The sequence below is a fragment of the Kitasatospora sp. MBT66 genome (genome assembly GCF_000710405.2).
Classification (GTDB): domain Bacteria; phylum Actinomycetota; class Actinomycetes; order Streptomycetales; family Streptomycetaceae; genus Kitasatospora; species Kitasatospora purpeofusca.
In genome coordinates, this window is record NZ_JAIY01000006.1 from 73,424 (window position 1) to 87,624 (window position 14,201).

General features: G+C 73.0%; 12 protein-coding genes. 9 read left to right on the plus strand and 3 right to left on the minus strand.

Annotated elements, in window-relative coordinates; translation table 11 throughout:
- The first annotated feature begins 22 nt into the window (after positions 1-22).
- Genes BI06_RS12930 through BI06_RS12945 form a run of 4 tightly spaced genes read left to right on the plus strand, consistent with a single transcriptional unit; the run spans position 23 to position 4,751 of the window.
- A complete protein-coding gene (locus BI06_RS12930; RefSeq protein ID WP_051740943.1) occupies positions 23-1,339 on the plus strand; it encodes a sugar ABC transporter substrate-binding protein in 1,317 nt (438 codons plus the stop codon).
- On the plus strand, positions 1,336-2,310 hold the full coding sequence (locus BI06_RS12935) for a carbohydrate ABC transporter permease (protein WP_199523285.1): 975 nt from the start codon (positions 1,336-1,338) through the stop codon (positions 2,308-2,310). Before BI06_RS12930 ends, BI06_RS12935 begins: the two co-directional genes overlap by 4 nt.
- Before the next feature lie 9 nt (positions 2,311-2,319).
- Positions 2,320-3,162 carry a carbohydrate ABC transporter permease gene (locus BI06_RS12940; RefSeq protein WP_030395608.1) on the plus strand — a complete coding sequence of 281 codons (843 nt, stop codon included), beginning with the start codon at positions 2,320-2,322 and terminating at the stop codon, positions 3,160-3,162.
- On the plus strand, positions 3,162-4,751 hold the full coding sequence (locus BI06_RS12945; RefSeq protein WP_043468143.1) for an amylo-alpha-1,6-glucosidase: 1,590 nt from the start codon (positions 3,162-3,164) through the stop codon (positions 4,749-4,751). Before BI06_RS12940 ends, BI06_RS12945 begins: the two co-directional genes overlap by 1 nt.
- Positions 4,752-5,075: 324 nt before the next feature.
- Here BI06_RS12945 and BI06_RS12955 read toward each other — a convergent pair whose 3' ends face one another.
- Positions 5,076-5,789 (minus strand): hypothetical protein, encoded by a 714-nt coding sequence (locus BI06_RS12955; protein ID WP_043468148.1) that lies wholly within the window; start codon positions 5,787-5,789, stop codon positions 5,076-5,078.
- A 161-nt stretch (positions 5,790-5,950) separates the two neighbouring features.
- Between BI06_RS12955 and BI06_RS12960 the strand changes: the two genes are divergently transcribed.
- The 5 genes from BI06_RS12960 to BI06_RS12980 all read left to right on the plus strand — a co-directional run bounded on the left by BI06_RS12960 (position 5,951) and on the right by BI06_RS12980 (position 11,753).
- Complete coding sequence (locus BI06_RS12960; RefSeq protein WP_051740945.1) at positions 5,951-7,285, plus strand: diaminopimelate decarboxylase; 1,335 nt, start codon at positions 5,951-5,953, stop codon at positions 7,283-7,285.
- Positions 7,286-7,442: 157 nt separating this feature from the next.
- Positions 7,443-8,168: a hypothetical protein gene (locus BI06_RS12965; RefSeq protein ID WP_051740947.1), complete on the plus strand. Its 726-nt coding sequence runs from the start codon at positions 7,443-7,445 to the stop codon at positions 8,166-8,168.
- Between the two features lie 153 nt (positions 8,169-8,321).
- On the plus strand, positions 8,322-9,281 hold the full coding sequence (locus BI06_RS12970) for a GlxA family transcriptional regulator (RefSeq protein ID WP_030395614.1): 960 nt from the start codon (positions 8,322-8,324) through the stop codon (positions 9,279-9,281).
- Positions 9,282-9,531: 250 nt separating this feature from the next.
- Positions 9,532-10,530 carry a type I glyceraldehyde-3-phosphate dehydrogenase gene (gene gap, locus BI06_RS12975; protein WP_030395615.1) on the plus strand — a complete coding sequence of 333 codons (999 nt, stop codon included), beginning with the start codon at positions 9,532-9,534 and terminating at the stop codon, positions 10,528-10,530.
- Positions 10,531-10,733: 203 nt separating this feature from the next.
- The gene (locus BI06_RS12980; protein WP_030395616.1) at positions 10,734-11,753 is read left to right on the plus strand and encodes an LLM class flavin-dependent oxidoreductase; all 1,020 of its coding nucleotides are present in this window, start codon (positions 10,734-10,736) and stop codon (positions 11,751-11,753) included.
- A gap of 127 nt (positions 11,754-11,880) precedes the next feature.
- Here the strand turns inward: BI06_RS12980 and BI06_RS12985 are convergent, their stop codons facing one another.
- On the minus strand, positions 11,881-13,296 hold the full coding sequence (locus tag BI06_RS12985) for an MFS transporter (protein ID WP_030395617.1): 1,416 nt from the start codon (positions 13,294-13,296) through the stop codon (positions 11,881-11,883).
- Positions 13,293-14,099 (minus strand): glycerophosphodiester phosphodiesterase, encoded by an 807-nt coding sequence (locus BI06_RS12990; protein ID WP_051740949.1) that lies wholly within the window; start codon positions 14,097-14,099, stop codon positions 13,293-13,295. Before BI06_RS12990 ends, BI06_RS12985 begins: the two co-directional genes overlap by 4 nt.
- Between the last annotated feature and the right edge of the window lie 102 nt (positions 14,100-14,201).

Sequence of the window (14,201 nt, forward strand, 5' to 3'; positions counted from 1 at the left end):
ACGAAAGCCCAGGAGGCATCCGATGTCCGCTTTCACGAGGAGAACAGCCCTGGTCGCCGCCGCGGCGGCCCTGGCCGTCACCGTCACCGGCTGCAGCGGGACCAACGGCGCGGGCGGCGCCGGCGACACCAAGGCCGACGGCGGCAAGATCACGCTCCGCTGGTCGACCTGGGGCTCGGCCGAGGACACCGCTGTCTTCAAGGCCTTCACGGACGACTTCGCCAAGAGGCACCCCGACATCACCCTCAAGCTGGAGCAGGTCGCCTCCTACGAGGACTACCACCCCAAGCTGCTCACCCAGCTCACCTCCAAGACCGCGCCCGACGTCTTCTACGTCGGTGACGACTACATCGGCAAGCTGGTCGCCGACGGCGTGCTCTCGCCGCTCGACCAGCAGCTCGCCGGACCGGACAGCCGCAGCAAGCCCGCCGACTTCTTCGAGGGCATCTACGGCGGCGCCAAGAAGGACGGCGTCACCTACGGCGTCCCCAACGACACCAACCCCGAGGTGCTCTGGTTCGACAAGAAGGCCCTCGCCGCGGCCGGCATCACCGAGGACCCGGCCGCGCTGAACGAGGCCGGCCAGTGGACCACGGCGAAGTTCCTGGAGATGAACGCCAAGCTCAAGGCGGCGGACCGGACCGGCACCATTTTCTGGAACTGGTACGGCGCCAACTACAGCGTCGTCAACGGCTTCGGCGGCAAGGTCTGGGACGGCGGCAAGTTCGTCGCCACCACCGACCCGAAGACCCGCCAGGCGCTGAAGACCCTCGCCGACGGCTACCGGGACAAGACCTTCGCCTCCGCCGACCTGCTGCCCGAGGGCAACGGCCCGTCCACCCAGTTCATCAAGCACAAGGCCGGCTTCTACGCCGGCGGCCGCTGGGTCATCGAGGGCATCGACAAGGGCGGCGACCGCGAGAGCTACGACATCGTGCCGTTCCCGTCCGAGAACGGGCAGCCGATACCCGGCGCCGTCGCCGCCTCCTACCTGACCGTCAACAAGGACAGCAAGCACCCGAAGGAGGCCTTCACCTTCCTGACCGAGTTCGTCAGCAAGGAGGGCCAGCAGCTGCGTCTCAAGGGCGGCAGCGCCGTCCCCTCCGTCCGGGGCGCCGAGAGCCTGGTCACCGAGGGCAACTACCCGCCGCACGCCAAGACCTTCCTGGATGTCCGCGACCGGGGCTTCGCCAACTACCCCGACGAGGTGGCCGTCCCCGGCCTGACCAAGGCCATCAACGACCAGCTGATGAAGATCTGGGAGGGCAAGACCGGCTTCGACGAGGGCATGACCCAGCTCCAGACCCTGGTCGACGGCATGAAGGGCCAGAAGGGGTGAGCGCCCTCACCCAGGCCGCGGCCCGGCGGCGGGAGCGTCCCGCCGCCCGGCCGGCGGGCAGCGCCCCCACCGCGCGCGGCGGCCGCGAGCCGCTCTGGCGCCGCCGCGACCGGCGGTGGGCCCTGGTCTTCCTCGGCCCCCAACTGCTGGGCCTGCTGGTCTTCCTGGTCGGCCCGCTCGGCTTCGCCGTGGTCCTCTCCTTCATGCGTTGGGACGGCCTCGGCGACGCCACCTGGGTCGGACTGGACAACTTCCGCACCCAGCTGACCGATCCGGAGTTCGGCCGGGCGGTGTGGAACACCGTCAAGATCGGTCTGATCACCGTGCCCGGCGGCCTCGCCCTGGCCCTGCTGATCGCCCTCGCCCTGCACGGGGTGCGCGGGAAGACCGCCTACCGGGTGGTCTACTTCCTGCCGGTGGTGACGAGTTCGGTCGCGGTGTCGGTGATCTGGCAGATGATCCTCGGCGGCGGCGCCGACGGCATCCTCAACGGCACCGTCCACGACATCCTCGGCATCACCCTGCCCGACTGGCTGGCCGACCCCGACTGGGTGGTGGTCGCGGTCTCGGTGGTGACCGTCTGGTCCTCGCTCGGCCTCAATGTGGTGATCTTCCTGGCCGGGCTCGCCACCGTCCCGACCAATCTGCTGGAGGCCGCCCGGATCGACGGCGCCGGCCCCTGGCAGACCCTGCGCTCGGTCACCCTGCCGCTGCTGTCGCCCACCGTCTTCTTCACCGTGGTGGTGTCGGTGATCAGCTCGTTCCAGGCCTTCGACCTCGTCTACGTCCTGGTCAACCCGGACCACAACGAGGGCGCCCAGACCATCGTCTACAAGGTCTACCAACAGGGCTTCCGGGAGTTCCACTTCGGACTGTCGAGTGCCGCCGCCCTGCTCCTGCTGCTGCTGACCCTGATCGTCACGGCGATCCAGTTCCAGGCGCAGAAGCGCTTCGTCCACTACGAGTCCTGAGGCGCCGCCATGACCACCGTCCGCCACTCCACCGCCCCCCGGCAGCTCCTCCTGCACACCGGGCTCGTCCTCGGCGGCCTGCTGATGCTGTTCCCCTTCGTCTGGATGGTCCTGACCTCCTTCAAGGGCGTCAGCCAGATGATCAACGAGCCGCTGTCCTGGCTGCCCACGCCCTGGCGCGCGCAGAACTACCCCGACGTGCTGAACGAGGTGCCGATCGGGCGGGCGTACTGGAACAGCATGTACATCGCGGCGATCACCGTCGCCGCCACCCTGTTCACCGGTGCGATGGCCGCCTACGCCTTCGCCCGGATCCCGTTCCGGGGCTCCGGACCGCTGTTCGGCCTGTTCCTGGCCACCCAGATGGTGCCCGCCCAGGTCACCATCGTGCCGCTGTACATCATGCTGGCCAAGCTCCAACTGATCGACTCGCACCTGGCGTTGATCCTCCCGGCGATCGCCAACCCGTTCGCCGTCTTCCTGCTCCGGCAGTTCATCCGGGCCGTCCCGGTCGAACTCGAGGAGGCGGCCAGGATCGACGGCGCCGGCCGCTGGACCATCTTCTGGCGGATCGTCCTGCCCAACATCCGGCCCGGCCTGTGGACGCTCGGCATCATCGTCTTCCTGGCCAGCTGGAACAGCTACTTCTTCCCGCTGGTGTTCCTCAACAGCTCGGAGCTGTTCACCGTCCCGCTGCTGCTCGACTCCTTCAACTCCCAGCGCGGCGGCATCGACTACGGGCTCACCGCGGCGCTCTCCGCGATGACCGTGGTGCCGATGCTGATCGCCTTCCTGATCGGGCAGCGCAAGATCCTCAACAGCATGGCCTCCTCCGGCCTGGGAGGCCGCTGATGTCCCTCTCCTTCGTCCACGACCTCGAACTCGACCTGGACGAGCGGCCGTTCACCGAACGCGGCTCCCGGCTGCTGGTCACCGCAGGCCCGGACGGGCTGCGGGTGGCCCGGGCCGAGTACGAGACCCGGCTCGCCGACACCGTCGAACTCACCGGGCTGGTGCTGCGCGACGCGGACGGGCACCCGCTGCCGGTCCGCTCCGCGACCCCCGCGGCGGTCGAATTCGCGGGCGGGGCAACGCTGTTGTTCGCCGACCCGGCCACCCTGGTGCTTGCCGGGCACGGCGTCCACGCCTCCTGGCAGCTGCCCGACGGCACCGGGCGGGCACTCGCGCTCGACGGCTGCCACGTCCTGCACGGCTCGCCGGGCCCGTGGTCGGCCGCCGCCGTGCGCGTCGCCGCCGAGGCCCGCTGGGCGGCCTGGTTCGCCCGGATGCCCGCCGTCCGCCCCGACCTCGCCGCGGCCGCCGCGACGGCCTGGTGGACGCTGGCCGTCAACCTGCTGCCGATCGCCGGCCGCGAGGGCCTCGTCCCCTCCAAGTACGGCTACGTGGGCGTGTGGAACTGGGACGCGCTCTTCCACGCCGTCGCCCTGCGGCACGCCGATCCGGCGCTCGCCCGGGACCAGATCCTGCTCTTCCTCGACCACCAACTGCCCGACGGCCGGCTCCCCGACGTGGTGCACGAGCACGGCGTGCTCGCCGACACCACCGACCTCCCGCGCGCCGACCACGCCCGGCTCGCCGAGCACGTCGGCACCGCCAACGGCGCCCGGCCCACCCCCGGACCGGTCCCGGTCACCAAACCGCCGCTCGCCGCCTGGGCCGTCTGGAAGGTCCACGAGACCGACCCCGACCTGCCCTTCCTCGCCGCCGCCTACCCCCGGCTGGTCCGCGCCCACCGGTGGTGGTTCGCCGCCTCCGACCCCGACGGCGACGGCCTGCCCGAATACCTGCACCCCTACTCCTCCGGCCTCGACGACAGCCCGATCTGGGACCACGGCCCGCGTGCCGAACCGCCCGACCTCAACTCCTACCTGGTCCTGGAGGCCGACCGGCTGGCCGACATCGCCGACGCCCTCGGCCGCCCCGCCGAGGCCGCCGACTGGCGCTCGCGCGCCGCCGCCCACACCGACCTCCTGGTCGCCCGCCGCTGGGACGGCACCCGCTTCACCACCCTGGCGGCCGGCACCCCCGTACCCGTCCGCACCGCGCTCGACCTGATGCCCCTGTTCACCGGCCGGCTGCCTACCGGCATCGCCGCCACCCTGGAACGCACCCTCCGCTCACCCGCCTACTGGGGCGAACGGCCCGTCCCCACCGTGGCCTTCGACGACCCGGCCTTCGACCCGGAGGCGATGTGGCGCGGCCCGGTCTGGCTCAACGTCAACTACCTGCTGATCGAGGGCCTGCACCGCTCCGGCTTCCCCGACACCGCCGAGGAGCTGCGCGAACGGACCCTCGCCATGGTCCGCGACGGCGGAGGCCTCTACGAGTACTGGAACCCCCTCACCGGCACCCGCGCACCGAGGGCCACCTCCGGCTTCGGCTGGTCCGCCGCGCTCTTCCTCGACCTCGCCCGCGAGTAGCGACCGCCCCGGCGGGAATCCCGTTCCGGGCGGGGTGCTCCGCGCCCCGCCCTCAGCCCTCTCCGGTGCCGAGGACCGCTGTGGCCCCGGGCGTGGTGATCGGGCGCGGTGTCCGGGCGCGGTGGTCGGGCGAGGTGATCGGCCAACTCCCCGACGTTTCCCCGCCGTCGCGGCACTCGGCAACCTCCCTCGACGCGCTCGCCCGCTACGGTGTGCCCCAGGCCCGGACACTGCTGCGGCTGCTCTCCTGCCTGGGCGCGGCGACCCCGGTCCCGGACGATCTGCGTCGCGGCGTCGTGCCCGCGGCGGCGGTCCCGGTCGGTCTCACATGTGGGCGCTGATCCGGCCGCCCGCCGTGAGCACGATGTACACGCCGTTGGCGACGGCGCCGGTGTCGTGCTGGTCGGCGTCGAGGGTGTCGTTCACGGCGTTGTCGAGGCCGAGGATCTGCGCCCGGTAGTGGAGTTCGCCGACCTTGGTGACCTTGGCCGTCCAGCCGCCGGCGAGCTTGAAGGTGCCCGGGCCCTGGTGGGCGCCGCCCATCCAGGAGTGGACCGTGCCGTCGACGGAGAGCACCACGAACATGTCGTTGGCGTCCAGACCGGCGTCGGCGTCCTTGGTCTCCAGGGTGGCCAGGACGGAGCCGCGGCTGACGATCCTGGCGGTGTAGTTCTGGTTGCCGACCGGCTGGACCTCGGCCGTGCTTCCGTCCACCAGGGGGTAGCTGCGAGCCGGGGACTTCGGCTTGGCGGTCGGGGTGGTGGAGGGGGTCGGGGTGGTCGGCCTGGTGGTGGGGACGGCGGTGGTGGGCACGGGGACGGCGGTCGGCGGCGCGGTGGTGGTGGGCACGGTCGCGCTAGGTACGGCGGTGGTGGGCACGGTCGCGACGGGGGTGGCGGAGGCGGTGCCGCTCGCCGTCGCGGACGCGTCGGAGTCGGGGCCGCAGGCCGTCGCCACGGGCACGATCAGGGCGACCGTCAGGATCGCTCCCGCCAGCGTGCGGACGGTGGTCGGGCGGCGGGTCGCCTTGCGGGACATGGAGCTTCTCCTGAGCGGTGTGCTGGACGGCCGTGCGGCGCCGTGCACGATCGAACGTAGTGCGAACACTCGACGGAATCGCGCCTTCTGTGTCACCGGACTGCAACGCCTGGGGCAGACTGGGCCTCCGACCGTCCGACGAGCCAGGGGAGCAAAGAACCATGACGTTTCCTCACCCTGCCGTCGATCCGGTCGATCCGGTCGACCCAACCGCCGCCGCCCGCCGTGAACGCGTGCTGCGGGAGGCCGTGCGGCACCGGCTGCTCGACCCCGAGGAGGCGCTGCTCGCCGCCTTCGTCGACCTCGACGGCGTGGCCGCGAGCGTCGCGGACCTCCGGGCGGCCTTCCCGGCCGCGCCCGAGGTGCTGCACACCTTCGCCGCCAAGGCGAACTGTCTGGTCCCGCTGCTGGCCCGGCTGCGCGAGCTGGGCATGGGCTGCGAGGTGGCCAGCCCCGGCGAGTTCGCCCAGGCGCTGGCGGCCGGCTTCGAGCCGGACCGGATCGTCCTCGACTCGCCCGCCAAGACCCGGCGGGAGCTGGCCGCGGCGCTGGAGCTGGGTGTCGCCGTCAACATCGACAACTGGCAGGAACTGGAACGCGTCGACGCCCTGGTGGGGGCCGGGACGCCCCGCTCCCGGATCGGGGTCCGGGTCAATCCGCAGATCGGCGGCGGCACCATCGGGGCGATGAGCACCGCCACCGCGACCTCCAAGTTCGGGATCGGCCTGGCCGACGAGGGCAACACGAAGCGGCTGGTCGAGGCGTTCCGCGAACGCCCCTGGCTGACCTGGGTCCATGTGCACGTCGGCTCCCAGGGCTGCCCGCTCGACCTCATGGCGGACGGCGTCGCCCGGGCCGTCGCCTTCGCGGAGCAGGTGAACGCCGAGCCGGGGCGCCGCCAGGTGGCGGGCATCGACCTCGGCGGCGGGCTGCCCGTCAACTTCGCCGACGACACCACCGCGCCCACCTTCGCCGGTTACGCCGAACTGCTGCGGGCCCGGGTGCCGGAACTGTTCGACGGCCGCTACCGGCTGGCGACCGAGTTCGGCCGCTCGCTGCTGGCCAAGAACGGGTTCACCGCCGCATACGTCGAGTACACCAAGACCTCCGGCGGCCGGCGGATCGCCGTGACCCACGCCGGGGCCCAGGTCGCGACCCGCACGGTGTTCGTGCCGGACGCCTGGCCGCTGCGGATCACCGCGCACCACCCCTCCGGCGCGCAGAAGGACGGCGCGCCGGTGCCGCAGGACGTCGCCGGGCCGTGCTGCTTCGCCGGGGACCTGGTCGCGGCGGGCCGCCCGCTGCCGCTGCTGGAGCCCGGCGACCTGGTCGCGCTGCTCGACACCGGCGCCTACTACGCGACGACCCACTTCCAGTACAACAGCCTGCCCGAGCCGGCGGTGCACGGCTTCACGGTGGACGCGGCGGGCGCGGTGCGGTTCGTGCCGCTGCGCCGGGCGCAGAGCGTCGACGAACTCCTCCGGCCGGTCGACTGACACCGCGGTCCAGTCACGATGGCGACGATCGTGACGGTGCGTCAGAACAGCAGGCCGGAAGGGGGTTCCCGGACGGTGGCGGGCGGGTATCACCAACCCGCGGCCGCCGTCCCGGCCGCGGTGCAGACAGCCTCAGCATGTCGAAGGAGGCCTCGCCATGTCCGCCCACCCCCCTGCCGAAGCCCGGACCCCCGAAGGTCGCACCCCCGTGGATCCCGACCCCCGGGCCCAGGACGTCCGGACCGTGCGGCGCCTGCGCCTCGGCGTCGGTGTCCTCGGGTTCCTGCTGCCGATCGCCCTGCCGCTCGGCAACAGCCTCACCTCCGCCCGGATCGCGCTGCTCGACTCGATGAGCGCGTCCTACTACACCCATATGCGCAACGTCTTCGTCGGCGGACTGTGCGCCGTCGGCGTCTTCCTCATCTGCTACCGCCACGACCGCCGGGAGGACCGGCTGAGCTCGGTCGCCGGGGTGCTGGCGATCGGGGTGGCCCTGTTCCCCACCGAGCCGCCGTCCGTCCTGGTGCCGCACCCCAGCGGTGTCCAGACCACCGTGGGAATGCTCCATCTGGCCTTCGCGGCGGGCCTGTTCGGGGTGCTCGGGTACTTCTGCCTGCGGCTGTTCGCGGACTCCCCGGCGGCCGGCCGCCGCCGCCCGGCGCGCGACTGGGTGTACCTGGTCTGCGGCTGGGTGATCGTGGCCGGGGTGCTCACGGTCGCCGTGGCCGGGGTGCTGCACCTGGCCCGGGACTGGCCGCTGACCCTGCCCTACCTCGGCGAGGCGGTGTCGGTGTTCGCCTTCGGCGTGGCCTGGCTGGTGAAGAGCGAGGCCGTTCCGGCCCTGCTGCCCCGCACCGCCCGTCCGGCCCCCGCCACGCCCTGAGCGGACCGGACCGGACCGGGGCGCCACACCCTGACCGGACCGGCGCCGCGAACGCAACGCCCGGGCTGATGGCAGGATGCTTGCGGTCGGTGCCGTACCGGCCGGGGCGCGCCGCGGAGCCCGGGTCGACCGCGGGGGAGTGGAGGCGGCCCGATGGGTCGAGGCAAGCACCGGGTCGCCGTGCTGGTACTGGAGGGGGCGAAGCCGCTGGACGTGGGCATCCCCGCGCAGGTGTTCTCCAGCCGGCCGAGCATGCCCTACACGGTCCGGGTCTGCGGTCCGGCGCCGGGCCTGGTGGCCGGCGGTGACGGCCTGTCGTACCACGTGGCCGAGGGGCTGGAGGCGGTGGAGCACGCGGACACCGTGTTCGTCCCCGGCTACCGCGACCCGGCGACCACCGCGCCGCCGGCCGCCGTCGTCGAGGCACTGGTGGCAGCCCACGCCCGGGGCGCCCGGCTGGCGGCCATCTCGACCGGGGCCTTCGCCCTGGCCGCCACCGGGCTGCTCGACGGCCGACGGGCCACCACCCACTGGCACTACGCCAAGGCCCTGGCGGAACGCCATCCGCAGATCCGGGTCGACGAGAACGTGCTGTTCGTCGACGAGGGCGCGGTGCTCACCTCGGCCGGCGCGGCCTCCGGCATCGACCTGTGCCTGCACCTGGTGCGGCGCGACCACGGGGTGGGCCTGTCGAACCATGTCGCCCGGCGGTTGGTGGCCGCGCCCTACCGCAGCGGCGGCCAGGCCCAGTACGTGCCGCGCAGCGTGCCCGAGCCGCTGGGCGACCTCTTCGCGGGCACCCGGGAGTGGGCGCTGGCGCACCTGGCCGAGCCGCTGACGCTGGAGGGCCTGGCCCGGCACGCGCGGGTCTCGGCGCGGACCTTCTCGCGGCGGTTCGTGGAGGACACCGGCTACACACCCATGCAGTGGGTGCTGCGGGCCCGGGTGGACCTCGCGCGGGAGCTGCTGGAGCGTACGGACCTGGGGGTGGAGCAGATCGCCGACCGGGTCGGGCTCGGCACCGGGGCGAACCTGCGGCTGCACTTCCACCGGGTGCTCGGCACCTCGCCCACCGAGTACCGGCACACCTTCGCGGCCCGCGCCGAGGGCTGAGCGGAAGGCCGTGCCGAGGACCGGGCGGAGGGCCGGGCGGAGGGCTGAGCGAACACCGGAACGGCCGTGGCGGGATCCTTGCGACCGTTGGCCGGGAGTCTGGCGTGATCCTTGCGGACCATGTCGATCCAGCCCCTGTCCGACCCGCGCCGGAGTCCCGATCATGGATGTGTCAGCACACGACGGAACGCCCCGGGACCACCACCCCGGAGCACCCCGGCACCGCCCGGAACCGCAGAGGGAGCCCTCCATGACCCGCATCGCCATCAACGGGTTCGGCCGCATCGGCCGCAACAGCCTGCGCGCCCTGGTGGAGCGCGGCAGCGAGCTGGAGGTGGTCGCGGTCAACGACCTCGCCCCCATCGACTCGCTCGCCCACCTGCTCCGCTTCGACAGCGCGCTCGGCCGCTTCCGCCACCCGGTCGCCGTCGAGGGGGACGAGCTGGTCGTCGCCGGCAACCGGATCAAGGTGCTCGCCGAGCGCGACCCCGAGGCCCTGCCGTGGGCCGAGCTCGGCGTCGACCTCGTCCTGGAGGCCACCGGCCGCTTCACCTCCGCGGACGCCGCCCGCGCCCACCTGAAGGCCGGCGCCGCCAAGGTCCTGGTGAGCGCCCCGTCCGACGGCGCCGACGTCACCCTGGCCTACGGCGTGAACACCGCGGACTACGACCCGGCCTCGCACGTGATCGTCTCCAACGCCTCCTGCACCACCAACGCGCTCGCCCCGCTGGCCGCCGTGCTGGACGAGCTGGCCGGCATCGAGCACGGCTTCATGACCACCGTTCACGCCTACACCCAGGAGCAGAACCTCCAGGACGGGCCGCACCGCGACCTGCGCCGGGCCCGCGCCGCCGGCGTCAACATCGTGCCGACCACCACCGGCGCCGCCAAGGCGATCGGCCTGGTCCTGCCGCAGCTCGACGGCAAGCTGTCCGGCGACTCGATCCGGGTCCCGGTCCCGGTCGGCTCGATCGTCGAGCTGAACACCACGGTCGAGCGCGAGGTCACCCTCGACGAGGTGCTCGCCGCCTACCGCGCCGCCGCCGACGGCCCGCTCAAGGGCATCCTCGACTACGCGGACGAGCCGCTGGTCTCCGGCGACATCACCGGCGAGGCCGCGTCCTCGATCTTCGACGCCGCGCTCACCCGGGTCGACGGCCGCCACGTCAAGGTGGTCGCCTGGTACGACAACGAGTGGGGCTTCTCCAACCGCGTCATCGACACCCTGGAACTGCTCGCCCGCGGCTGACCGCTCTCCGCCGGCAGGGGCCGCTCCGGGACCACCCCGGGGCGGCCCCTGCCGTTCGAGAACGGCGGAGTGACAGGGATGTTGCGCCCGATGACGAATCCCCGGCAGCCCTTGAGCACCCCCGGCCGGTGTGTGACGGTGGACGGCACGCCGCCCGGCCGGTCACCGTCGGCGCCCGGGGGCGCCGAGGAAAGAGGACACCGGTGCCGTCGCACGCGAAGCCCCTGCGCAGGCTGGGATTCCTGACCATCGGACTGTTCGACCCCGCCGACCCGGCCCAGGGGCACGAGCAGACCCTGCGGCTCGTCGAACTCGGCGAGCAACTGGGCTTCGACAGCGCCTGGGTGCGCCACCGCCACCTCCAGTACGGCATATCCTCGCCGGTCGCGGTGCTCGCGGCCGCCACCCAGCGCACCAGCCGGATCGAGCTGGGCACGGCCGTGATCCCGGTCGGCTGGGAGAACCCGCTGCGCCTCGCGGAGGACCTCGCCACCACCGACCTGCTGTCCGGCGGCCGGCTCAACCCGGGCGTCAGCGTCGGCCGCCCCGGCCACTGGGAGCAGGTGTCCGGCGCGCTGTACCCGGACACCGCCGAGGCCGAGGACTTCGGCTACGAGCGGGTCCGCCGGCTGCTGGGCTTCCTGCGTGGCGAGCCGGCCACCGACTTCAGCGGCGTCGAGGGCATCGAGGTCTACTCGGACCGGGTCCAGCCGGTCTCGCCCGGCCTGGCCGACCGCCTCTGGTACGGCGGGGGCAGCCTGCGCTCCGCCCGCTGGGCCGGCGAGCAGGGGCTCTCGCTGCTCACCAGCAACGTGGTGCGCGCCGAGGAGGCGGAGGACTTCGCGGAGATCCAGCGCTCGCAGATCGCGGCCTTCCGCGCGCACCATCCGCTGGGCGCCGCGGCCCGGGTCTCCCAGGGGCTGGTGGTGATCCCCACCGACAGCGCCACCCCCGAGCAGCGGGCGCGCTACGAGGAGTACGTCCGGGCCCGGACGCCGCGGACCGCCACCCCGCAGGGGCCGGCGCGCGTCATGTTCGCCCGGGACCTGGTCGGCCCGTCCGCCGCGATCGCCGAGCAGCTGTCCGCCCACGCGGGCTTCCGCGAGGTGGACGAGGTGGTCTTCGCGCTCCCGTTCACCTTCGGCCACGAGGACTACGTTCAGATCCTCACCGACATCGCCACCCACCTGGCCCCGGCGCTCGGCTGGAAGCCGACCCTCTGACCGGCCGACCCGTGACCGGCCGACCCGCTGGCCGGCCGACACTCGGTACAGGGCAGAACGGGGCGGGGGCTCTCGCAGCCCCCGCCCCGTTCCGGTGCGGTTCTGTTCCGTTCGCTCCCGGGTGCGGTCAGAGCCGCTCGGGCACCGGGTTGCCGACCGCCTCGATCGCGCGCCGGACGGGGACCTTCAGCAGCACGGCGAAGCCGATCACGAAGAACACCAGCAGCGAGATGATCGCCGAGCGGTAGCTGCCGGTGATCTGGTAGGCCAGGCCGAAGACCAGCGGGCCCATCCAGCTGGTGCCGCGGTCGCTGACCTTGTAGACGCTGAAGTACTCGGCCTCCCGGCCGGCCGGGATCATGTGCGAGAACAGCGAGCGGGACAGCGCCTGGCTGCCGCCGAGCACCAGGCCGATCATGCAGGCCAGCGCGTAGAACCAGGCGGGCTGGTGGGCCGGCATGAAGTAGCCGAGCGCGAGGGTCACCACCCAGCCGACCAGCGAGCCGAGGATGGTGCTCTTGGCGCCGAAGCGGTGCGCGATCCGGCCGAGCAGCAGCGCGCCGCCGATCGCCACTATCTGCACCAGCAGCACGGCGACGACCAGCGAGGTCTGGTCCATGCCCAGCTCCTCGCTGCCGTACAGCGAGGCCTGCGAGACGACGGTCTGGATGCCGTCGTTGTAGCAGAGGAAGGCGCCCAGGTAGAGCAGGGTCAGCGGGTAGCGGCGCATGCCGCGCAGGGTGCGGCCGAGTTCGCGCAGGCTCCCGGCGGCCGGCTCGGCGTCCTTGCCGTCCGCGGCGCCGCCGTCGCGCGCCGCGGGCACCCCGGGCTGTCCCGGGAGCACACCGGCCCGCGAGGGCAGGCGGAGCAGCGGCACCAGGGTGAAGATCGCCCACCACAGCCCCGCCGAGGCCAGGCAGATCCGCACGGCGGTGCCGGAGGACAGCCCGAACGCGTCGTGGCCCTGGAACAGCGCCAGGTTCGCGATCAGCAGCAGGCCGCCGCCCGCGTAGCCGTAGGCCCAGCCCTTGGAGGACACCTTGTCCCGCTCGTCGGGCGAGGCCAGACCGGGGAGGTAGGCGTAGGAGAGCGCGACCGACACCGCGTAGGCGATGTTCGCGACCACCAGCAGGCCGCCGCCGAGCAGGTAGCGGTCGCCGCCGAGGAAGAACATGCCCATCGTCGCGGCCGAGCCGACGTACGCGGCGCCGCACATCAGCTCCTTGTGCCGCCCGGTGCGGTCCGCGACCGTGCCGAGCAGCAGCATCGCGCCGACCGACAGCAGCACCGAGAACGACACCGTGTACGGGAAGAACGAGCCCGCCCGGATCGACAGGCCGAGCGGGTGCACATTGCCCTGGGCGTCGGCCGCCTCCTTGGCGATGGAGGTCAGGTACGGCCCGAGGAACACGGTGAGGACGGTGGCGGAGAAGGCCGCGTTGGCCCAGTCGTTGATGTACCAGCCGAACTGCATGCGGCGCAGCGCGCGGCCGTCGTCGGTGGCGGTCGCCGGATGCTCCGGCAGGTCGGTCGCGGTGCTCATGGGGTGGTTCCTATCACCGTGCTGGAGCCGTTGCCGCCGTGGGGCCAGCATCCGCGCTCGCGGAGGACATCGCGCAGGACGTCGATGCGATCGGCCATGATGCCATCCACACCCAGGTCGAGGAGAGCCCGGATCCGTGTGGCGTCGTCCACAGTCCAGACGTGAACCTGCAGGCCCAGGCGGTGCGCGGCCCGGACGAAGGCCCGGTCGACCACCCGGACCCCCTTGTGCCGCTCGGGCACCTGGGCGCAGGTCCCGGCCCACGGCGCCCCGCCGCCGCGCCCGAGCGGCCCGGCCAGCGAGCGCAGCCGCAGCCGGGCGACCTCGCGCGGGCCGAGCGAGGTGGCCAGCCGGGGTCCGGCGGCGGCCCGTACGGCGGCGAGCCGGGCGTCGGAGAAGCCGCCGACGCAGACCCGGTCCCAGGCCCCGGTCCGGCGCACCGCCTCGACCAGCGGGCCGACGGCGGGCGCCGCCTTGACGTCGATGTTGAAGCGGGCCTCGGGGAACGCGTCGAGCAGGTCCTCCAGCAGCGGTACCGGTTCGGTGCCGCCGATCCTGGCCTCCCGGACGGTGCGCCACGGCAGTTCGGCGAGTACCCCGGTGCGGTCGGTGACCCGGTCGAGCCGGCTGTCGTGGAACGCCACCAGGACGCCGTCGGCGGTGGCGTGGACGTCCGTCTCCAGGTACCGGTACCCGAGCGCGACGGCGGCCTCGAACGCGGCCAGCGAGTTCTCCGGCCGCCCGAGGTCACCACCCCGGTGCGCGAAGGCGAGCGGCCCCGGGTGGTCGAGGAAGGGGTGCATGACGTGCTCCGAGCTGCTGGAATCGGTCACCGCCGGGCCTGCCGGCCCCGCGCGCGTTACATTGTGACACTTGTCGTCAAGATGTAACGGGGCGGGGGCTCG